Origin of the sequence: Blastopirellula sediminis (assembly GCF_020966755.1) — a bacterium.
In the GTDB taxonomy this organism is placed as follows: domain Bacteria; phylum Planctomycetota; class Planctomycetia; order Pirellulales; family Pirellulaceae; genus Blastopirellula; species Blastopirellula sediminis.
The window spans coordinates 335633-357837 of record NZ_JAJKFT010000004.1 but is presented as its reverse complement, the minus strand read 5'-3'; the positions used below and the strand labels follow the sequence as shown (position 1 = coordinate 357837).

General features: G+C 58.9%; 13 protein-coding genes. 6 read left to right on the top strand and 7 right to left on the bottom strand.

What is annotated here, in order from left to right; genetic code table 11:
• The first annotated feature begins 141 nt into the window (after positions 1-141).
• Together LOC68_RS05200 and LOC68_RS05195 are read left to right on the top strand one after the other, a co-directional pair.
• Positions 142-3099, top strand: coding sequence for a PSD1 and planctomycete cytochrome C domain-containing protein (locus LOC68_RS05200; protein WP_230216458.1), 2958 nt, complete (start codon positions 142-144; stop codon positions 3097-3099).
• A 13-nt stretch (positions 3100-3112) separates the two neighbouring features.
• Positions 3113-4558 (top strand): DUF1501 domain-containing protein, encoded by a 1446-nt coding sequence (locus LOC68_RS05195; protein ID WP_230216456.1) that lies wholly within the window; start codon positions 3113-3115, stop codon positions 4556-4558.
• Between the two features lie 54 nt (positions 4559-4612).
• Here the strand turns inward: LOC68_RS05195 and LOC68_RS05190 are convergent, their stop codons facing one another.
• Positions 4613-5380 (bottom strand): class I SAM-dependent methyltransferase, encoded by a 768-nt coding sequence (locus LOC68_RS05190; protein ID WP_230216454.1) that lies wholly within the window; start codon positions 5378-5380, stop codon positions 4613-4615.
• Between the two features lie 177 nt (positions 5381-5557).
• On the opposite strand from LOC68_RS05190, the gene LOC68_RS05185 reads away from it, so the two are divergent.
• Positions 5558-6295, top strand: coding sequence for an alpha/beta hydrolase family esterase (locus LOC68_RS05185; RefSeq protein ID WP_230216452.1), 738 nt, complete (start codon positions 5558-5560; stop codon positions 6293-6295).
• 219 nt (positions 6296-6514) lie between these two features.
• On the top strand, positions 6515-11101 hold the full coding sequence (locus LOC68_RS05180) for a S8 family serine peptidase (RefSeq protein ID WP_230216450.1): 4587 nt from the start codon (positions 6515-6517) through the stop codon (positions 11099-11101).
• A 15-nt stretch (positions 11102-11116) separates the two neighbouring features.
• Here the strand turns inward: LOC68_RS05180 and LOC68_RS05175 are convergent, their stop codons facing one another.
• The 3 genes from LOC68_RS05175 to LOC68_RS05165 form a co-directional block, all read right to left on the bottom strand.
• Positions 11117-13318, bottom strand: coding sequence for an HAD-IIB family hydrolase (locus LOC68_RS05175; protein ID WP_230216448.1), 2202 nt, complete (start codon positions 13316-13318; stop codon positions 11117-11119).
• A 74-nt stretch (positions 13319-13392) separates the two neighbouring features.
• Positions 13393-13965, bottom strand: a complete 573-nt coding sequence (locus tag LOC68_RS05170; protein ID WP_230216446.1) for a MarR family winged helix-turn-helix transcriptional regulator — start codon at positions 13963-13965, stop codon at positions 13393-13395.
• A gap of 179 nt (positions 13966-14144) precedes the next feature.
• Positions 14145-14576, bottom strand: a complete 432-nt coding sequence (locus LOC68_RS05165; RefSeq protein WP_230216444.1) for a MarR family winged helix-turn-helix transcriptional regulator — start codon at positions 14574-14576, stop codon at positions 14145-14147.
• A gap of 132 nt (positions 14577-14708) precedes the next feature.
• Between LOC68_RS05165 and LOC68_RS05160 the strand changes: the two genes are divergently transcribed.
• The gene (locus LOC68_RS05160; RefSeq protein WP_230216442.1) at positions 14709-16511 is read left to right on the top strand and encodes an outer membrane protein assembly factor BamB family protein; all 1803 of its coding nucleotides are present in this window, start codon (positions 14709-14711) and stop codon (positions 16509-16511) included.
• 24 nt (positions 16512-16535) lie between these two features.
• Here the strand turns inward: LOC68_RS05160 and LOC68_RS05155 are convergent, their stop codons facing one another.
• Entirely contained in the window at positions 16536-17993 is a 1458-nt protein-coding gene (locus LOC68_RS05155) for an oxidoreductase (protein ID WP_230216440.1), read from the bottom strand.
• 29 nt (positions 17994-18022) lie between these two features.
• On the bottom strand, positions 18023-20302 hold the full coding sequence (locus LOC68_RS05150; RefSeq protein ID WP_230216438.1) for an ATP-dependent helicase: 2280 nt from the start codon (positions 20300-20302) through the stop codon (positions 18023-18025).
• 223 nt (positions 20303-20525) lie between these two features.
• Here LOC68_RS05150 and LOC68_RS05145 point away from each other — a divergent pair, with 223 nt between their 5' ends.
• The gene (locus LOC68_RS05145; RefSeq protein ID WP_255671127.1) at positions 20526-20795 is read left to right on the top strand and encodes a DNA-directed RNA polymerase subunit alpha C-terminal domain-containing protein; all 270 of its coding nucleotides are present in this window, start codon (positions 20526-20528) and stop codon (positions 20793-20795) included.
• Positions 20796-20878: 83 nt separating this feature from the next.
• Here the strand turns inward: LOC68_RS05145 and LOC68_RS05140 are convergent, their stop codons facing one another.
• On the bottom strand, positions 20879-22129 hold the full coding sequence (locus LOC68_RS05140; RefSeq protein WP_230216434.1) for an outer membrane protein assembly factor BamB family protein: 1251 nt from the start codon (positions 22127-22129) through the stop codon (positions 20879-20881).
• Between the last annotated feature and the right edge of the window lie 76 nt (positions 22130-22205).

Sequence of the window (22205 nt, the reverse complement as noted above, 5' to 3'; positions counted from 1 at the left end):
TAGAAAATGGCGCTACCGCCGACAATTTAGTACCGAGAAAATCCTTCCCGCGTCGATTTTTCGGTACCAATTCGCCGCTGATCGGGTCAATTCTTAGAAAGCCCCCTCCTCTCCCGCCTGATTTGCCCGGAAATCCCCGCCATGAAGCTCGTCACGCCGAAATGGATCGCCAGAAACACGCTCCTTGCGGGTCTCCTCCTTTTTCTGGGTTTTGGTACCGCAACGGGCGCCGATTTTTTCCAGGACGAAGTTGCGCCAATTCTGCAAAAGAAGTGCCTCAGCTGTCACAGCGGCGCCGAACCGAAGGGGGATTTTTCCCTGCAATCGGCCAGTGCGGCCTTGGCTGACGGCTACATCGAACCAGGGGACGCAGCGGCGAGCCATCTGGTCGAGCTGATCACGCCCACCAATGGGACCGCCGAAATGCCGAAGGACGCGGATCCCCTCTCGGCGGCCGAGTTGGCAGTGATCCGCAAGTGGATCGATAACGGCGCGAAATGGCCGGAAGAATTCGTTTTGAAAGAACCGGCCGTCGCTGACTTCACCTGGTGGTCGTACCAACCGCTGGTTCGCCCATCGGTTCCTGAAGCGGACGATGGCTGGGCACGAACGCCGATTGATCACTTCATTCTGCAGACCTGGAAAGACCGCGGGCTACATGCTTCGCCCGCGGCCGATCGCCGGACGCTGATTCGCCGCGTCACCTACGACCTAATCGGACTTCCTCCCACGCCAGAAGAAATCGCCGCGTTTGAGCAAGACAACGATCCGCAGGCCTACGAGAAGCTGGTCGACCGCTTGTTAGCGTCCGATCATTACGGCGAACGATGGGCCCGGCATTGGCTCGACGTCGCCAAGTACGCCGACACATGCGGTTACGACAAAGACAAGCTTCGCCCCAACGCGTGGCCCTATCGCGACTACGTCATTCGCTCGCTGAACGAAGACAAACCGTATGGCCGCTTCGTGCAAGAGCAAATCGCCGGCGACGTTCTTTTCCCAGGCGAGCCGGACGGAGTGCTGGGACTTGGTTTCCTTGCGGCCGGGCCGTGGGATTTCATCGGCCATGTCGAAGTGCCGGAATCGAAGATCGACGGGAAAGTGGCGCGCAATCTCGATCGCGACGATGTCGTCTCCAACGTGATCAATAGTTTTTGCAGCGTGACGGTCCAGTGCGCTCGCTGTCACAACCACAAGTTCGATCCGATCACACAGGAAAACTACTACGGTCTCCAAGCCGCCTTCGCCGCGATCGATCGAGCCGAACGTCCCTACGATCAAGTTCCCGAGGTGTTGCAGCAACAGCGAGAACTTGAAAAGCAGAAATCGCAACTCAAGTCGGACCTCGCAAAGCTCGATCAGCAAATCAAACAAGACGGCGGACCACGACTCGAGGAAATTGAGAAGTCGCTCGCCCAACTGAAGTCGCAGGCCGCGGTCGAGAAAACGCCGGAGTTCGGCTATCACAGCGCGATCGTCGCCAGCCCGACGACGGAGAAGTGGGTGGAAGTTGATCTTGGTCAGCCGGCCAAGATCGCCCAACTCGCGATTCATCCCTGCCATGACGAGTTCGGCGGCATCGGCGCCGGGTTTGGGTTTCCGGTTCGCTTTCAAGTTCAGGTCGCCCTAGCGGCGGGAGAGTGGGTGACGGTCGCCGATCACACCAAAGAGGATTTTCCGAATCCAGGTTTGACGCCATTGATGATCGATGGCGCCGCCGAGCCAATCCGCTTTGTCCGCGTCACCGCTACCCAATTAACGGAGCGGAAAGACGACTACATTCTCGCCCTGTCCGAGGTCGAAGCGATCAACGCAGCGGGCGAAAATGTCGCTCTCGGCGCCAAGGTCACTTCGCTCGATTCGATCGAAGCGCCCATCCGCTGGGCCCGCACCAATTTGACCGACGGAAAATGGGCCCGCGATCCGAATCCCGACCGCGGGGCAAAGGTCGCCGAACTGACTGCCGAACGTAAGCGTCTCGTTTCGCCAGAGCGCGAGCAACAGCTGGCTCAACTGCAAACGTCGCTCGCTTCCATCGAGCGAAAGATCACGGAACTTCCCAAAAGCCGGATGGTTTACGCCGCCGCGACCGAATTCCCGACGCAGGGGAACTTCAAAGCGACCGGAGGCGCGCCCCGGACGATTCGTCTCTTGCATCGAGGAGACGTTCAAAACCCGCGAGAAGAATTACCCCCCGGCGTCTTGCCCCTCGCTTCCGATTCCAACTGGCGATTCTCCGCCGACATGCCGGAAGGAGAACGTCGCGCCGCCGTGGCGCGTTGGTTGACCGACAAGGATCATCCGCTCGTTTGGCGATCGATCGTCAACCGGATCTGGCAGTATCACTTTGGTGATGGAATCGTCGCTACGCCGAACGATTTTGGCCGGATGGGGGCAAAGCCGACGCATCCAGAGCTGCTCGATTGGCTCGCCTGCGAGTTTCGGGATGATGGCCAATCGCTGAAGAAGCTGCATCGGATGATCGTGACCAGCAACGTCTATCGCCAGTCCTCCGCCCATGATGAGGAGCAAGCTGAAATCGATGCGGGAAATCAATATCTCTGGCGAATGAATCGGCGCCGTTTGGAAGCGGAGGAAATACGGGACTCGATCCTGGCGGTCAGCGGCGCCCTCAACACCAAGATGGGCGGCCCCGGCTTTTACTTGTTCGCCCTGGAGAAGACCGAGCACTCGCCCCACTACGAGTATCACAAGTTCGATCCCTCGGATCCGGCCTCGCATCGTCGCAGCATCTATCGCTTTATCGTCCGCTCGCAGCCCGATCCCTGGATGACCACGCTCGATTGCGCCGACTCTTCGCAGAGCACGCCGCGACGCAATGAAACGCTCACCTCGCTTCAAGCCTTATCGCTACTTAACAATCCGTTCAATCTGCTGATGGCCGAGAAGTTCGCCGACGGGTTGCAGCAAGAATATCCGACTCTTCCCGAGCAGGTCGATCGTGCGGTCCTGTTGACGACCGGTCAAAAGCCGACCGACGCCCAGCGTGCGGAACTGGTCGCCTACGCCGAGCAGCACCAGTTGGTCAATCTGTGCCGCTTGCTGTTCAACCTCAGTGAATTCGTCTTTGTCGATTAACCGGAAACGCCCCATGCTCAGTCGCAGAAACTTTCTCGCCCAAGGATCGGCCGGTCTCGGCAGTCTCGCGCTGGCGATGATGCTGCAGGAAGAATCGCAGGCCCAAACGCCGGGCGCCGTTTCGGTGCTGCATCATCCGCCGCGGGCCAAACGCGTCGTGCAGCTTTTCATGGCCGGCGCCGCGAGTCATGTCGATCTGTGGGATCACAAGCCGATGCTCGACAAGCATCATGGCGAGAAGTCCGACTTCGGCGAACATGTCGAAGCGTTTCAAAACGGACTTGGCCCCTGGATGAAGTCCCCCTTCAAGTTCGCCCCCTACGGTCAGTCGGGCAAGCAGATCAGCGAAGTGGTCGCTCCGCTCGGTGCGTGCGTCGACGACATAGCGTTCATTCACAACATGGTCGGCAAGACCGGCGTTCACTCGCAGGCGACTTATCTGCAATCGACCGGATTTGATCGTCCCGGTTTCCCCGGCATGGGCGCTTGGATCAGCTACGGGCTCGGTTCAATCAACGACAATCTGCCGACCTTCGTCGTGCTGCCCGATCATCGTGGCTTCGCCAGCAACGGTCCGAAGAACTGGGGCTCCGCATTTTTACCGGCCAGTTCGCAAGGAACGGCGATTTTTCCGCAGCGCGACAACCCGATCGAAGACCTGCACGCCCACGCCGACTATGTGACCAGCGCCGGCGACGCGGCAGGACTGAAACTGCTTGCGAAGCTGAACCAGCAGCATCTTGCCGAGCGGAGCGGCGACTCTCGCTTAGAAGCCCGAATTCGCTCGTACGAACTGGCGGCTAAGATGCAGAGCAGCGCTCCGGCGGCGCTCGACATCTCGGGAGAACCGGATCACATCTTGAAGATGTACGGGCTCGACCGCGCCGGGGCCGAGTATCCTGCCGAAATCAACCCGGCGGAAGAAGCGGAATACTTCGGCCGCAAGTGCTTGGTCGCGCGACGGTTGCTCGAGCGGGGCGTTCGCTTCGTGCAGATCTGGTCGGGCAACGACAACGGCTTCCCCCGCCGCAATTGGGATAGCCATGAAGATATTCAGCGCGATCATGGTCCGCTGGCCCGCGGAATGGCGGTCGGCACGGCGGCGCTGATTCAAGACTTGAAGCAACGTGGACTACTTGAAGACACAATCATCCTCTGGACGACCGAGTTCGGTCGCATGCCCAGTACGCAGGGGAGCAAAGGACGCGACCACAATCCGTACGTCTTCACCAACTGGCTCTGCGGCGGCGGCATCCAAGGAGGCGTCAGCTACGGTCCGTCCGACGAGTGGGGATACAAACCGCTCGATCGCGACAATCCGACGCAGGTCTACGACGTGCACGCGACGATTTTGCACCTCTTGGGAATCGACCATCGTAAGCTGACGGTGCGCAATGACGGCATTGATCGTCGCCTAACCGACGTGCATGGCCGCGTGCTGCAAGACTTGATCGCGTAGGCGCATGAAAAAAGCCTCACCGACCGGCGAGGCTTTCTTGTATACAGTGGACCATTACTTGGTCAAACGTCCCTGCACGAAGAACATGCGGGGATACAGTTTGATTTTTGCGTGCCCGTTCAATTCCGATTGCTCGATAATTTCTTTCACTTCGGCAGCGGTGAAGCTTCCCTGCAGCGAACGCATCCAGCTCTCGCGGACGCTGGCGGTCAGAAACCACTTCGTCAGCAGCACGACGACGCTGGCCATGAAGGTCAAGTCGCGGCGATCGTCGCCGATGCAGAAAATGCCGTTCGGCTTCAGCACGCGAGCAACTTCTCGCAACACGTCTCCCGGCGGCTCCCAGTAGTGGAAGCTTTGATTCGAGATCACCGCGTCAAGCGTACCATCGGCGAAGTCGTCCAATCGACATGCGTCTCCCTTGCGGAAGTCGACGCGGTCGTCGACCCCTTCCTGGGCCGCATTCTGATTGGCGATATCGACGTAGGTGCTCGAGATGTCGACCCCGGTCACGCGAATGTCTTGGCGACGCTTCGCCAGCGAGATGCCGATCCAACCGGGCCCCGGTCCCAGTTCCAAAACACGTGGCTGTTCGACCTGCTTTAGCTCGGCCAGCGCAAACTTCAAAATGGGTTCGTAGTCGGCGCCTGCGTAACGTTTGGTCAGCCGACTATATTCCGAGACGAAGGTGACGTCTTCAAACAGAGGTTCGATGTGAGGAATGCGAGTGACGTCACTTTTCGCACTCTTCCGAGACGGGCTCGATACCGACGTTTCTTCCAACATGGAGTGATTCTCAAAGGCGAGCAGAAATTCAGCCACTCCGTCGGCCGCCGCGCGTAGATCTATGTTGGCGATACTACTTGCCGTATCCCTCAAAGTCAATCATTTCCACGCAGTCCTCCCCATTCAACAAGGCAAATGAGACGCATTTTCAGTTTGTGATGCGATTTGCCAAACATGTGGCGAAAAATCCGTTTTTGGGATCGAATGATCGACATGCTTTCCTCTCATCCCCGGTTCCGCCTGGCCTTGGTTGTCGCCGCCGTTGTAGCGCTCGTTGCTGGGCTTGTTTTCACCTTCTGGTGGAAATCCCCCTCTGCCCAGGTAACCTTTGAGACTATCGACGCGGGAGGTGAGACGCGTCGCTATCGATTGGCAGTACCAGAGACGGTTCCCAGCACCCCGCTGCCGCTCATTCTCGTCTTTCACGGAATCGGCGACACGCCGGAATCGATGGCCGCCTATTCGCAACTCGATCGCTTGGCCGCGGCCGGCAAAGCGTATGTCGTTTACCCAGAAACCCGGATGGGAATGTGGGATATCCACAAAGCGAAGCCCGAGGATTTTCGAGAGAATCGCGATCTTCCGCTAATCGACCGTCTGCTTGACCGGTTGAAAAATCAGCTCAAAACCGATCGCGTCGCTCTGGTCGGGATGTCGAACGGCGGTACCTTCGCCCAGTTGGCGGCGCAAGCGCGATCCGACATTGATCTCGTCGTCGCCCACTCGGGCGCAAAACCGCAAGAACTTGTCATCGGCCGGATGACGCCGATCCTGCTCGTCGTTGGCACAAGCGATCTGGTTATTGATGCGGTTCGCCAAGACGCATCTCAGTACCGTGCAGCAGGTTGCACGGCCACGTTGCTCGAAGATCCTGGACTTGGGCACAAGTGGTCGTCTCGCTTTGACGCCGAGATCGATGCGTTTCTCACGGCGCCAACGCAGGACCATTAATAGCAGAAGCTTGCGAAACGAAAGCGCGACATCGCTTCGATCGCTACAAGCGGCACAATCGGCCTCGAAGTAGCCGCGGAATTCAATTCCCTTTCGCCCAATCGCGACGGTCGACCTATCTTTTCGCGGCCGACATTTTCGCCAGACGATACGCGGCTGCGCCCTTTTGGGGCGTTTCCTCCCCCAACCTCCCGCGTTTCCATCCCGCCGCCAACTCGCATGTCCATCTTTCGACGATACGCGCTGACGAAGATTCAGCCCCTTCCTAAAAAGAACATTTCCCTTGCTCCGACCTACGGTCAGATTGAGCGTCTGGAAGTGCGCGAAATGTTCGCGAGCGACACGGCGAACTTCCTCTCACCAATCTGGTTCGAGCAACTCTCTACGTCCGCCCACTCGCAAATCGACGCCGGCAACGCGACCTTCGCCGAGTCGACGTCGCAGGTCGTTTGGGAGAACACAACCCTCGACGTCTACAACGACGAATGGATCATTCAGCTCGATGCGTCGCTCGCCGTTTCGATCTCGTCGCTCGCCGATGTGGCGTCGCTGCTCGACGGTTCATCGCTCCAATTTGAAATCATCGGCGGGCTCGGACTGAGCGGACAATTATTGATTCGCACGTTCGACGCGGAAATCAGTGCAGTGACCGACTGGCTTGCGGGTCAGTCGATTGTCGAAACTTTCGAGCCGAACGCTCTCCTGCCTGCTCACCTGGCGACCAGCGATACCGAGGCGGACTCCCTGTGGGGTCTCGACAATCAAGGCCAAACCGGCGGCACGGTCGACGCCGACATCGATGCGCCGGAAGCGTGGGAGATTACGACCGGCAATCCGAACGTCGTCATCGCCGTGATCGATACCGGCGTCGACTATACGCACCCAGACTTGATCAACAACATGTGGGTCAACCCCGGTGAAATCGCCGGGGACGGAATCGACAATGACGGCAACGGTTTCGTCGACGACGTCTACGGCTATGACTTTTTGAACAACGATGGCGATCCGATGGACGACAACATGCACGGAACGCATGTCGCCGGCACTATTGCCGCCGAAGGCGACAACGGGCGAGGGGTGATCGGCGTCGCTTCGTCCGCGTCGATCATGGCGCTCAAGTTCCTCAGCGCATCCGGCTCCGGCAGCACCGCCGACGCCGTCCGCGCCTTGAACTACGCCACCATGATGAAAAAGCTGTACGGCGTAAACGTCGTCGCGACCAACAACAGTTGGGGCGGGGGCGAGTATAGCTCGGCGCTTTACAACGCGATCAAAGCGAGCGGCGACGAGAACATCTTGTTCGTTGCGGCCGCCGGCAATAACGGGACGAACAACGACGTCACCCCGCAGTACCCGGCCAACTACGGGCTCGACAACGTGATCTCGGTCGCGGCGACCGACGCCAATGATCAACTCGCAAGCTTCAGCAATTACGGGGCGAATAGCGTCGACATTGCGGCGCCTGGCGTCGGGATCGTCAGTACGATTACTCGCGGACGTTACCTTTCGCTCAGCGGCACCAGCATGGCGGCGCCACACGTCTCCGGCGTGATCGCGCTCGCTTACTCGGTCAATCCCTCGGCGACGATGGATCAGATCAAAGCGGCGATTCTGGGCGGAGCCGACGACGTCGCCAGCTTGCAGGGGAAAGTTTCAACCGGCGGACGACTCAACGCACTCGGCACGCTTCAGCAACTGAACTTCAGCGTCTCCGACGCGTCGATCGACGACGGAGAGTCGATTGATTCTCCGATTACCGACTTCACGATCGACTTCAGCAGCGCCTTTGATCCGTCGACCGTCGCAGCGAGCGACTTTTTGGTCAACGGCCAGGCCGCCGATAGCCTGACGATCGTTGACGGCAATACGGTCACGTTCCACTTTTCGCAGTCGCCGATCACCACGCAAGGCGCCCAGCGGATGGAACTGCTGGCCGGCTCGGTCGAGCGCAATGGAGACGGCTTGTCCCTGTCGACGTTCGTACGCGAGTTCTTCTACGATGCGGCGCCGCTGACCGTAACCGATACCAACATCACCGACGGCGCGACGCTCTCCGACATTCCCAAATACCTGCAACTCACCTTCAGCGAAGCGATTGATCCTTCGTCCCTGTCGACGGCCGACCTGCAACTCTCGAGCGGATCGGTCACGAAAGTCGAACTGATCGACGATCACACCGCTCGGTTCTGGCTGCAACTGCCGTACGACAATGGGAACGTTTCGTATCAGTTGGCCGACGGCGCCGTCACCGATCCTTATGGAAACGGCGGCACGGGAATCTCGGGACAATTCACAATCGACCTGTCGGACGTTGCGACCTACGAAACGACCGGGCCGATCAAGTTGCCGACCTACGGTTCGATCGACATTCCGCTGACGATTTCGGACAACCTTCAAATCGCCGACGCCGACATCTGGCTCGACATCGACCACACATGGGACTCCGACCTGACCGTGGTGCTGATCGCGCCGAACGGAACGCAGATCACCCTCTTCTCGGCGGTCGGCGGCTCGGGAGATGGTTTCAAAGGAACGATCCTCGACGACGATGCCGCCACGTTGATCGGCAGCGGCAAGGCCCCCTTCACCGGGCGTTTCCGTCCAACGGGTAATCTGTCCCTACTTGAAGGAATGTCGACTGAGGGTACCTGGACGCTGCGGGTGAGCGACTCGTTCGCCTCCGACGTTGGTACGCTCAACCTATTCAGTCTGCACTTCTCGGTCACTTCGCCGCTGGCGATCGACCCGCTCGACGACGTAACGATTCACCATTCGCAAGAAACGGTCGACGTGGACGTCGCGACCAGTCCCGGCGCCACGGTTACCGCAGAAGTCCTGGGCGACGTACCGGCCGAAGCGACCTGGAACGCCGAAACCGATCGCCTGACGATCACCCCTCCCGCAGGCTTCACCGGAGAGTTTACGGTTCGCGTCAGTGCGACGCGCGGAGGAGAAACAGTCTGGGAAGACTTCGTCGTGACGGTGACCAACGACGCGGTCGAGCTGGGCCCGATCGACGATCAGACGCTGCAACAAGACGAATCGCTCGAAATTCCTCTTTCGGTCGCGAACAGCGATGGAGATGCACTCACCTATATCGTCACCGCGATTGACGCAGACGGAAACCTGGTCAGCGTCCAGGTCGTCGACGGCGTTCTCCGCTTTGACGCAACCGGCGCCGCCATCGGGAATGTGCAGGTTACCGTTTCGGTCTCCGACGGCGCATCGACCGCGACGCAGTCCTTTTCGATCGACGTCACGGCCCCGATCGTGCTCGATCCGCTTCCGGCAGAGTTCAACGGCAAAGCGGGCGAGTCGCTCGAAATCGACTTGTCGCATTACGACTTTGCCCAAGGGGCGACTCGTTTCGAGGTAACGACCGCCAGCACTGCTACGAGCGGTGAAAACGACTATGGGATCATCAAGGACGACTGGCTCGAGTCGAGCAACTTCGCCTACAACGCTCAGCGTCAGGGAGAAAAATACCTGAAGACGGCGGATGGCCAATGGTACTTCGTCACCAGCGACGGACAAAACGCGCTGCTGCATGCCTGGAAGGGGAGCTTCGTTCGCAGCACGGTCGTCGCGACGCTCGACCTGTCCTACTACAACGACCCGCGTCTCTTCTATCAAGTTGTCGATAGCACGCCGCAAGCCGACGTCGACGTTTCGATCGATCCAGAAACCGGCATGCTGCTCATGATGCCGCGCGACGGCTTCTCCGGTCGCGTTTCATTGACGGTCACGGCCATCGGCTCGAAGGGAACCGAAATTCGTTCGATCGACGTCGTATTTGAATCGCAGACGCTCCAACTGGCGCCGATTTCCAACGATCAATTCCCCAGCGGCGAAACCCGCTACGTGCTCGACCTGCGTGAATACCTCTCCGGCGACACGTCGGCGACCTTCTCGGTCGCCGCTACCGCCGTCGGCGACGCCAGCGCCTACGCGCTCGACAAGCAGGCGAACTTCGTCAGCGATCCGTTCCTGACTCGCACCAACTACGGCTACAACGCCTACGGACATCAGGAAAAGTTCCTCCGCGACGCCAACTACCAGTGGTACTACATCACCAAGGAAGGTGACCACGCGGTCGTTTTCAAGTGGAAGGGGAACTTCAACGCCAGCGAAAGAGTCGCGACCCTCGACATCGCCTTCTATAACGATCCGAGCAAACTGGTTAACGCCGTCGAATCGAGCTCCGGCGTCACGGCTCGCGTCGAAAATGGTCAACTGATCGTCGATCGTCCGGCCGATTTCACCGGCGACGTCATCATCACGGTCGCCGCGACCAACGGCAAAAGCACCGTATCGGAGTCGTTCCGCATTTCAGCGCCGACGCGCGCGATCAACAGCTCCGCGTCGATCGTGGAACTCGTTTCCTCCACGGCCCAATCGCTGCAAAGCAATTCCGTTACCACGTCGATCGACGTCAGCAACGTCACTCCCCAAGTCTCCGCAACGTCGATTCAGGCCCAAGTCGCCGCGATCGCGGCGGAGGTCGCGTTTCGTTTCGGCGGGGAGATTGACGCGTTGGCCGAATCTCGCATCGCGAGCCACTCGCCGACCGCTCCGCGAACGCTCGGCGGCGCAATCTCGCAGAAGAGCGACAAGCTGGCCGATATGGCCGCAACGCAATTGGCGCGACGCGAGACGCTATCAATGCCGACGATCGTCGAGGCGATGGACGCGTGGGGAGATCAATTCGCTCAGGACCTGACCCTGGCCGAAGAGACCTACTCCGCCGAAGCGGACGATCTCTTCTCGTCGCTGGATCAGGTTGATTTCGAGTTGCCGGAACTATAAGCCTCGGACGGCTCGCTACGCGCCAACCGCCCGCAAGTGAGCTGTCGGCGATCCAATGAAACCGTAGTGGGCCAGTCCTTCCAGGATTCCCCCAGCGCAATGGGCCTGCGCGAAGTAGACCCGCGACGACTTACTCTCACGCAGCTTCTCCAGCTCCGGATCGTAATTGCCGACCACGATGCCGGCCGTCTCGCCGGTCAACATGTCCATGTCGTTCCCCGAATCGCCGGCAGTGGCGATGTTGGTGAGGGGAATGTTCCACTTCGAAGAGAGATAGCGAATCGCTTTTCCCTTCGACGCGCGATGCGGCAGGATGTCGAGGTAACGACCGTGCGAGAAGATCAACGAATGGGCGACCCCAGTGCGAGACAACGCGTCCCGAATCAGCGGCAACGCCTCTTTCGGCGGCAAGGAATCGTCGAGCGAGTAGCTGATTTTGAACTCGCGCTGGGTATGCGACTCCGGCTGGAGATGCAAAAAGGGCAACCCGTCAAGCGCCGCATGAACCCGTTCCGGCTTCCACCGCGAGCGAAGATGCGCTCCCCATCCCTTCACCGGCACCCGATCCGGACCGTAGTAGATCTCGGCGCCGACCGAGCTGATGATCACGTCGATATCTTTGATGCCGTGCTTCTCCAGCACGTCGTCAATCAACTCCAAGGCACGTCCCGACGCGACGCCAAAGCCGATTCGCGAGCGATTGTCTTTGAGGACTTGCTTCAGTTGAGCCAGCGCCTGATCGTCACCGAGGAGCGTATTGTCGATGTCGGTGATCAACATCCGCTCGACGTTAACCATCCGCGGTCCGACCGCCGGTTTGCCGACTGCCGAAGGAGTGCGCGATGGCGCAGAGATGATTTCTTGAATCGCTTCGACGTAGTGCTGACAGTGCGTTTCCCACGAGTAAAGCTTCCGCACCAGGTTCACGCCGTTGGCGGAGAACTCGTCCCACTTTTCGTGATCGGTCAGCAGCGTCAGCATCGCGTCGGTCAGCCCCTTCGAGTCGGTCACGTCGACGGCGAAGCCGCTCTTACAATTTTCGGCGATGTCCTGCGGTCCCCCTTCCTTCGTCGCCACGAACGGCAAGCCGGTCGCAGACGACTCGATCGAGGTCAACCCGAACAGTTCGATGAACGCGCTGTTGACGAAGATGCCCCGTCCTGACGCCGCCAGGCGGTAAAGTTCCGGCACGTCGAATTCCGAGCTATGGTTCTTCGGAATCGCCATCTTGCCGTACAAGTCGTAGCGATCCATCGCCATCAGCATGTCGGTCAGAACTTTTTGCTCGTTCTCCGGCATCGATTCGATGTCTTCACGAATCCCGGCGAAAACCGCCAGGTTGGCGATCGCTTGCAGCTCTTTGCTTTCGCCGTAAGCGCGAATCAGCGCGTTGATATTCTTACGGCGGTCCGGGCGACAAAGGGCCAAGATCATCGGCCGGTCGGAAGCGAAGTGAAAACGATTCAGTTCGCGCCGCATTCGCATGCGGGCCTGCTTGAACTGCTCGTCAATGTTGTTGCTGTTCAGCTCGTAGTCGTAATACGGAAAGAACCGTTCGAGGTCGGTTCCCGGAGGAATCACCTTGAAGTTCAGATCGTCCTCTTTGAAGTACTCGGCGTATTGCTGATCCCGCTCATGCCGCGTGCTGGTGATTACCAAGTCGGCGACCGAAAGACAATCCTGCTCGACCTGCATCCGATGTTCCATCGCCAACTCTTTGTCGGCGTCGTCGCGGGTCCATCCTTCCGACATCAGATATTCGAGCTTCGGCTTGCCCAGCGAGTGGCCGGTGAAGACAAACGGCACGTCAAAGACCGAAGCGACTTCCTTCGCGACGTATCCTGCATCGGCGTAATGGCCATGCACGAGCGTCGGCGTTTTTCCTTCGCGACGCGTGAAGGTGATCATCGCGTCGACGAACTCGTCGACGTAGGGCCAGAGTCGCTCTTTGCGAAGATAGCGGCTAGGCCCGCAAGGCAAGCGAACCAGGCGACAATTCGGGCCCAACTCTTCAATCGGCTCTGAGTAGTCAGTCGAGACTCGCTTGTCTTTGATGCGGCGAGTGAACAGGTCGACTCCTTCAATTCCAGGCATTGCAGCCAGGTTACGAGCCAATTCCAGCACGTATCTCACTTGGCCCCCGGTATCGGCGTCGCGTCCCATTTCGACGTTCGCGCCGCGAATGAGCCCATGAAGACTAATGAGCTGGATATACATCAACTACCTCCCTCTGTCTGTCTGGCGTTCGACGATTTTGGAAATAGTCGAACGCTCGAATTTCGTTGGGTTGGTCAAGGATCGGATCGCCTCCCTGGACGAAGTCCGTCTTTACTTTGCAAGCGGCGTGCCGAGTCGATTTCGCTTGCGTATCTGTCGTCGACCGCCCCGTCGACTGATTGCGGATCAACCACATTGGCCGACCAGCCGCCCGAGTTCTCCATCATCGAGGCGACGCGTTCCAGCGTCGCGGCGACCTGCATCCGCTCCCAAACTTCCAACCGATCGAGTTGGCGCTGAAACGGACGATGCAACAGTGGAGGCGCCTTATCGAGCAATGTCTGACCCGACTCGGTCAGACGAACGCTAATGTGGCGACGGTCATTTTCGCTACGTTCGCGAACCACCAGACCGCGCTTTTCCAAGCGGTCCAGAATGCCGGTCAGCGTGGCGTGACCAAGATGAATGGAACTAGCGACCTTACCGACCGTGGTCGGCTGTAAGCGGCCAATCGCCTGAAGCGCGGCGAGTTGCGGGAAGGTGAGCCCGATCTCGTGCAACAGCTGTCGCGACTCGAGATCAATCGACCGCATAATCCGCCGTAAAGCGAACGCGATCTGCTCTTCCAATGGGTCATGAACTCCCATGCAAGCTTCCAGATACATCGTAGTAGGGCTTGCATTACTTTCGTGCACGAAAGAGTTCGTGTCAACCTTTGGCGAGAAATACCGCGCAAACGCGCACATGCCCCCATTAATGCCATATTAATGGGAAGGTAGTATTGTGAGTGCGAAAGAATTATCGCGCCAGACGAACCATGCGACGCCTACGCCGAGAACCCGCGTCGCGACAGTCCGCCCAATAGTTGCTCAAGAATTCGCCCCAGTTCGACCCGATCGGCGTCCGGCAATTCTTCAAACAATTGCAACACCACGTCGTTCTTCAGAATCGTTTCTTTGACCGTCAGCATGCCGCGATCGGTCAGCGAAATCAGCGTAGCGCGGCGGTCCTCGGGATGCGGATTGCGCTCGACCAGCCCTTCGCTTTCCAGTGCGTCAACCAGCTTGGTGATATTGCGGGGCGTGACCTGCAGCCGATTGCTCAGATCGCTCATCTTGCTGGTGCCGCCGCATTTCAGGGCGTAAAGGAGTCGAGCCCGCGACGCCGTCGTTCCGGCGGCGGCCATTTCAACTTCCAGCCACTGGGAAAACGCCTTCCCAAATCGCCCGATTTTTTCCGCTACTTCTTCTGAATTCAAATCGCTTCTCGAAATCTTGACAGCCGCTTGATTGACAAATTGTGTACCGGTCTATAAATTTCCGCTTAGCTGCGTTTCGCAAACCTATCGATAGCGAATTCAACCCAACGCGGCGATATCAGGAGCGTCAAAATGAGCGATATCTCGACAAATCGACCTGAAAACCAGGATCCGTCCACTCCTCCGGCGGCGACGGTCCCCCAGCCGAGAATCTGGCCGCTGATCGTCATTGCCGCGCTGCTGTTGGCGGCTATCACGATTCCAGGCCAAATCGCTCCCAGCACCTTGTTCCATTTTATGTCGCTGATGTGGGGTGCGCTCATCGGAATGGGGCTAACCGGGCTGTGGTTGGTCGCATTCTCGCAGATCCCCTGGAAGGAACGCCTGGGCGCGATCGCCTTGGTGACGGCGCTGATCCTGACGGCGATCTTCCTTTCTCACTCGTCAATGAACGCGATGGTCCTGGGCGTGGTGATCTTTCCCTGGACGGTTGTCGCCTGCGGAGCAGTCGCCCTGTTGGCGATCCCGCTTGGTTGGTCGGTCCAGCGGGCGGCGCTCGTCGCCGTGATGGTGACGACGACCGTGCTCGTGCTTTGTCTCCGCATGGAAGGGGTTCGCGGCACGATTACCGCCGACTTTGCACCGCGCTGGAGCCCTACAACCGAGGAGACGCTGCTGGCCAACCAGAAAGAAACTTCGCAAACGCAGGCGGCGCCCGACGCCGAGTCGCTCACCGCCGCAACTTCGTTCTGGCCTGGCTTCCGTGGTCCGCAGCGTGATGGCGTCGTGCGCGGCGTCACCTTCGCCACCGATTGGGACAAAGAACCGCCGAAGGAACTTTGGCGCCGCAGCGTCGGTCCCGGCTGGTCGTCGTTTTGCGTGATCGGCCAACAGATCGTCACTCAAGAACAACGTGGCGAAGAAGAACTGGTCACCTGCTACGACGCATCAACCGGCGAGCCGGTCTGGCAATACGCCATCGAAACGCGTTTCGAGGAACCGCTGGCGGGACCTGGTCCGCGAGCCACCCCCACCTTTCACAATGGCAAACTCTTCACGCAAGGAGGCTCGGGCTACGTCTCCTGCATCAACGCCGCCGACGGCGCCGAAGTATGGCAACGCGATTTGGTCGAGGATCTCAACGCGAAAACGCCGGAATGGGGCTTCTCCGGCTCGCCGTTGGTCGTCGGCAACCTCGTAATCGCATTCGCCGGCGATCAATCCAAGGCCGACAAATCGGTCGTCGCGTACGACGCGGAGACCGGCGATTTGAAATGGACCGCAGGAAAAGGAAAGCATAGCTATTGCTCGCCCCACCTGGCGAAGTTAGGTGGGGTCGATCAGGTGATCATGATCTCCGACTGGGGCGTGCAAGGAATCGCGCCGGCCGACGGAAAAATCCTCTGGGAAAACGAGTGGGACATCGAGCCCGGTAATCGCGTGGTTCAGCCGCAAATCGTCGCCGATTCGGTTTATGTCGGCACGGGACTCGGCATGGGAACGCGGAAGCTCGACATCAAGCATGCCGCCGAAGCTTGGTCAGCGACCGAAGAATGGACCTCCCGCAACCTGAAGCCCTACTTCAACGACTTCGTGCAGCTCGACGGCCACTTCTACGGCTTTGACGATCGGATCTTCACCTGCATCGACGTCGCCACCGGCGATCGCATCTGGAAGGGAGGCCGCTATGGTCACGGCCAGACGTTACTGGTCGAAGACGCCAAAGTCTTGATCGTCGTCAGCGAAGATGGCGAACTCGCCCTGGTCCAAGCGACTCCGGAAGGACACGAAGAGATTACCAAGTTCCGCGTCTTCGCCAACAAGACCTGGAATCATCCGGTCGTCGCCGACGGCAAGCTCTTCCTGCGAAACGGCGAAGAGATGGCCTGCTTCGAGCTCCGCGACTGGCAAGAAACGAAAAAGGCCGACGAGTAGTCGGCCGCACGTTTGGGCGAATCGCTAGGCGCCGGTCGGCACTTGCGCCTTCTTGATGTCGCGCATCTTCTTCGCTTCATCTCGATCTTTGTAGAACGGATCGAGCGGATAACAGCCTGAGACCATGCCGTTGCGCGGCGCGGTGGTGCAGTCGCTGAAGGTGCGACAAACTTTCTTACGCTGCATTTCGCCGTGCAGTAACGTCGCGGCCGGCAGTTCCGGGCATGAAAGAACCATGCGGCCCAGACCGACGCTGTCGATCCAACCTTCGCGGACCACCGCTTGGGCGACATGCGGCAGATAGTCTTGCAGATAGGTGAAGCCGGTCGCCACCATCGTGACGTTCGGCGCCGCCGCTTTGCACTTCCGCGCGACGTCGATCATCCGGGCGACGCCGATCAGCGGATCTTCCGGCGGCTGATAACCGTCGCTCGGCGGAAAGATCGCCGGCCGCTGAATATGCGGGTTGTAATAAGGGCTGCCGCAGCTGATGTTGACGCCGATGACCCCCATTTCTCCCAGCTCGCGAATCAAACGAACCGGTTCGGTCAGATCAATCTCGAGCGGATTATCGGGACTAGAGCCAAAGCCGCACTGGTAAGGCAAACAGCCGGAGAAGTCCATCGGCTCGCCGACCGCATCCCCTTGCTGATACGGAACGAAGTCGAACGCACTCAAACGAACGCCAACTTCGATTCCTGGCAGCTCGGTCTTGATCCGCTGAATGACCGTCTTCAGCAACCGCGTCCGTCCCTCGAAGTCGCCGCCGAACTTTCCTTCACGCAAGCGAGCCCCCAGGAACTCGTGTAACAAGTAGCCGTGACACGCTTTCACGTCGACAAACTGGTAGCCGACTTCGCGCGCCAGTCGCGCCGCGTTGACATAGCTGTCGATCAAGCCTTCGATCTCTTCGTCAGTCCAGACGACCGAGTCGTCGCTCGGATTGATCTGAAACTTGGCGTCGAGCAGCGGATGATGGTAGGCGATTCGCGGACGGAGTTTTTGATCCGGCAGCGGACGACAAAAACGTCCGGAGTGCGTCAGCTGCAATCCAATGATCAGATCGTCGACTTTTCCGAACGCCTCTTGATGCGCCATGAGCGCGGCGCCGCGAAGCTGCGCAAGGCCGTCGAGGTTACTGTCGATCGCCATCGTCTGCCGCGGATTGGCGCGACCGTCCGGTTGCACCGCCGCCGCTTCGCCACCCCAGATCATCTTCGCGCCAGAGAGCCCAAAGTTGTGCCAACGGCGAATCGTCAGCTCGGTAGGCGATCCATCATGATTGGCGTCCCAACCTTCCATCGGATGAATCGTCCAGCGATTGCCGGCCGTCAGCGATCCCCAGGCGAGCGGTTCGGCGAGCGGAGATCCCGCTTCGGCCGTCAAAATCTCATCGTCGCACGGCAGCGAGATTCCGAGCGTCTCCAAACGTTCGCGGAATTGTTCTACCGATTTCAGCTGGGCGATCTTTTCGTATTTCACGAGCTTCTCTTGGTGACTACGCGGCCCGATTACGGCCGGTTGGTATTGGCGGGTCGGAGCGGACTGTAGGCGAGCCGGAACTTCTTCTCCCCTGCTCCACTGGCAAACCGAACCGTTGCAGTCCGTTTCGATCCTTCGCCGCTTAGAGCGATGATCTTGCCAAGTCCGTACTCGTCGTGGGTGACGACCATTCCCTGTACGAAGGCGTTCGGTTCGACCCGCGGTTTCGCGTCGTCGCCCCGATCTCCCAACAGATCAGCGGCCGTGCGTATATTTGTAATCCCGAGCGGCGGCACAGGTCTTGGCAGATCGAGTGGCCTTTCACCCGATATGGGAAATTCGGGAAAATAGCTCTCTTCGTACGAATAATCGGGGGCAAAGGCGGTTTGTTCTTCCGTTACCTCCATCTCTTCCCGCGGCAATTCCATCAAAAACGGGCTCGGGATCGTCAGGTTCCGTTTCCCGCGGAAGTCGCGATACCGGGCCAGGCTGATATCGAGCTCTTCCTCCGCCCGGGTGATCCCCACAAACAACAGCCGCCGCTCTTCTTCCAGCTGCTCCGGATTCTCGCGCGAGCGTTCGTGCGGCAGCAGTCCTTGTTCGATGGCGACGATATGGACGACCGGAAACTCCAGCCCTTTCGCCGCGTGCAACGTCATCAGCGTGACGCGATCAAGCTCGGCGTCAAAGTCGTCGGTCTCGTTGACCAACGTCTTTTCTTCCAGGTAGTGCTCGAGCGTCCCGTCATGCGGATGTTCGGCGTCGTACTCGCGGGCCGACGAGAGAAGTTCTTCGATATTCTCCAAGCGGCTCTGATCTTCGACGTTGTCCGAATCTTCGTACTGCTTCTTGAAGTCGGTTTCAGAAAGGATGAAGCCCAAGATCTCTTCGACTGGATCGTTGATCTTGGTCGAAAGTCGATCGAACAGTGCGACGAACTTCGCCAGCGCGACGGCGCCTCGGCTGGCGATTCCTTCGACCATGCCGGCCTCTCGCGCCGCTTCGAGCATCGACAGCCCTTCCATCGCCGCATGGACGCGCAGCTTCAGCAGCGTCGCCTTGCCGATCGCGCGACGTGGGACGTTGACGATCCGTTCAAACGCCACGTCGTCGCGGGGGTTGTTCATTAGCAGCGCGTAAGCGAGCAGGTCCTTGATTTCTTTCCGGTGATAGAACTCGACTCCGCTCACAATCTTGTACGGCACCCCCTGTTGTCGCAGCGCATCTTCAAACGTGCGCGACAGGGCGTTGATCCGATAGAAGATGGCGTAGTCGCGGGGACGTCGTTTGCCCTGGGCGACGTTGGCGGCGATCCGCGCGGCGATCGCTTGCGCTTCTTCCTTATGAGTCGAGTACTGGATCAAGCGGACCGGCTTGCCGGCCGGGTTATCGGTAAAGAGCGACTTCTTCTTCCGCTGCTTGTTGTTCGCGATCAGCGCGTCGGCGACCGCAAGGATGTTCGGCGTGCTGCGATAGTTCTGTTCGAGCCGCACCACTTTCACATCGGGGAAGTCGCTTTCGAACTCCAAGATATTCTTCAGGTTGGCGCCGCGCCACCCGTAAATCGATTGGTCGGGATCGCCAGTGACGCCCAGATTGGGATGATTGATCGATAGCGCACGAACGATCGCGTACTGCGGCAAGTTGGTGTCTTGATACTCGTCGACCAGGATATAGCGGAACCGATCGTCGAGCGTGGCCCGCAGCTCTTCGTTCTCTTTCAGCAGCAGCGTGACGTGCATCAACAAATCGTCGAAATCGACGGCGTTCGCTTGTTGCAGCGCGGCCTGGTACTTGGGATAGACCCGTTCGACGATCGAACCGGTCGCATTAACGCCGCCGGTGTAGCGATCGGCCGTGATCAAATGATTCTTGGCCCAGCTAATGGCGGATGCGACCTGCTCGGGAGTGGCATGCGTCAGCTGAACATCGGTCTCGCGAATCGTTCGCTTCAAAAGCGATAAAGAGTCGCTCGCGTCGTAGATCGTGTAGTTCGGCTGCAGTCCGCGGTATTCGGCGTATTGCCGCAAGAGGCGCGCACAAAATCGGTGGAAGGTCCCGATCCAGACATGTTCACCGGGCGCTAGACGGTCCAAGCGAGTCCGCATTTCGTCCGCCGCCTTGTTGGTAAAGGTGAGCGCAGCGATCTGCGAAGCGCGCACTCCTTCGGACAACAAATGTGCGATTCGATGCGTAATTACTCGTGTCTTACCGCTGCCGGGACCTGCCAAAACAAGCAGCGGTCCTTCGACATGCAGCACCGCTTCGCGCTGCGGATCGGTAAGCGATTGATGAGGGTCTGCTGTCATCCGTTACATGCTGAAAGGAGGAGCGAGATAGCCAACAAGTGCTAGCACTACGAATGTTGTTCCGTTAAATATTTTGTAAAGTCCTGTGCAAAACGGGCGCGCCGAGTATATTAACTCAAGTTCGAAGGACGTGGCGCCGCAGTCGCCCCCAACGAATGCCCCGATTGGCGGTTCCAGGGAAGAACCGCAACCATTCTCCACTCTATTGCCTGGGAGGGAACCCATGACGCGAATTCCTCTGAATGCTGCTGCTCAAGAATCAGAAAGCTTGATGTCCAAGCTCGAAATGAGCACCGCGGAAATCGGCCTCACGGTTCGCACGACGAATTGTCTCGAAGAACGTGGCATTTTCACCGTTCGAGACCTCCTCAACTGCACGCGTGCAGACCTCCTCAGCATCTCGAACTTCGGTGAGAAGACGCTGGAAGAAGTCTACGCATCGCTGGAAAGCATCGGTTTTTACCGCAAAGCCCGTCAGCCGATGGCAGTCTAACGACTTGCCCGCGCGAGGAGCGATCATTCCATTCAGGGAAGCGTACATTGCCCGCGGTCGACCGTTCTCGACTGCGGGCCCTTTTATTTCTTGCCGACGCGAAAGCACTTCAATTGCCCGCGTCCTGAATCGGACGTGTCCCGTGCAACCAACAAGCCGTCGGCGAGCGCCGGAACCGCGCGCGGCACGTCGCTGAATCCTTGGAAGCCGGACAGTTGTTGATACTGCTTCGGATCTGGCTTCAGTAAATAGACGGCGCCGTTGTTCGCGATGGCGATCAATTTGTCGTCCGCCAGAATCAGGTGGGCCGTTCCAAATCCTTCGCGCGTCCAGTGAACTTTTCCAGTCATCGCATCGATGCATGTGAGCGACGCCGTGCCGACATCTTCGCGCCCATTGATTCCATACAGCGCGCCATTCAGATAAATCGGCGTGTTGTATTGGCTCGACATCGAATTGTCGTTCGCCCACAAAACCTTCGAGTCGTGATCGGTAAACTTGACCAGCTTTGCCCCAACGCCGTAACTGGAGGTCACAAACAAGTGATCGCCCCACACGATCGAAGTCGCGCCATTGACGGTTGGCCCCCGCATGCCGAAGGGAAACTGAAAGCCGATTCGTCCCGTTTCAGGATCGATCAGACAAGCGTCGAGCCGCGTCACGAAGATCGCCCAAGTCTTCGCGCCGATCGTGACCGACGACGGAGCGGCGTAACTCGCGGCGAAGTTGGTCGCTTTCCATTTCTCTTTCCCCGTCTGTCGATCGAAGGCGACAATCCCCGCATCGCCGCGGCCACCGACATTCACCAGCACATTGCCGTCGATCGCGATCGGAGTACTGCCAAACCCGAAATAACCATCCTGGGCGCCATACTTCTCGACCAGATCGACATCCCAGCGTCGTTTTCCGGTAGCGAAATCAACGCAGTACAAGTTTCCCGCGGCGCCGAGCAAAATAATCGCATCCCCTGCCACCAGCGGCGTGCAGCGCGGACCATTGTCACGCACGATCGAGCCTTGATAGGTCGCGTCGAAACTGGTGCTCCAATTTTTTTCGCCGGTTTGCAGATCGAGCGATTCGACCACTTCCAGATTGCCGATCCGATGGAACAGAATCACTTGGCCTTGGGCGATCACCGGGCCGGCATATCCGGCGCCGACCGACTTTTTCCAGGCGAGCGGCGGACCTTCTTCCGGCCATTTGTCAGCCAGTTTCTCGCCGGCGGCGACGCCATTTCGGGTCGGACCCAAGATCTGCGGCCACTCGTCAGCACGACTGACGGCGGCGATTAGGGGGATCGTAAGGAAAAATAGCGCGTTTCGTAGCCAGATCATCAGCGCGGCGTCCTGTGGCGAAGGGGTCAGTCGGACTATATTTTAGCGTACCGGAACGACTCCACCCAGCATTCAA

Coding starts and splice junctions, on each gene's coding strand:
- LOC68_RS05200 (WP_230216458.1), top strand. CDS start 142: ATGAAGCTCGTCACGCCGAAATGGATCGCCAGAAACACGCTCCTTGCG.
- LOC68_RS05195 (WP_230216456.1), top strand. CDS start 3,113: ATGCTCAGTCGCAGAAACTTTCTCGCCCAAGGATCGGCCGGTCTCGGC.
- LOC68_RS05185 (WP_230216452.1), top strand. CDS start 5,558: ATGCTTTCCTCTCATCCCCGGTTCCGCCTGGCCTTGGTTGTCGCCGCC.
- LOC68_RS05180 (WP_230216450.1), top strand. CDS start 6,515: ATGTCCATCTTTCGACGATACGCGCTGACGAAGATTCAGCCCCTTCCT.
- LOC68_RS05175 (WP_230216448.1), bottom strand. CDS start 13,318: ATGTATATCCAGCTCATTAGTCTTCATGGGCTCATTCGCGGCGCGAAC.
- LOC68_RS05170 (WP_230216446.1), bottom strand. CDS start 13,965: ATGGGAGTTCATGACCCATTGGAAGAGCAGATCGCGTTCGCTTTACGG.
- LOC68_RS05160 (WP_230216442.1), top strand. CDS start 14,709: ATGAGCGATATCTCGACAAATCGACCTGAAAACCAGGATCCGTCCACT.
- LOC68_RS05150 (WP_230216438.1), bottom strand. CDS start 20,302: ATGACAGCAGACCCTCATCAATCGCTTACCGATCCGCAGCGCGAAGCG.
- LOC68_RS05145 (WP_255671127.1), top strand. CDS start 20,526: ATGACGCGAATTCCTCTGAATGCTGCTGCTCAAGAATCAGAAAGCTTG.
- LOC68_RS05140 (WP_230216434.1), bottom strand. CDS start 22,129: ATGATCTGGCTACGAAACGCGCTATTTTTCCTTACGATCCCCCTAATC.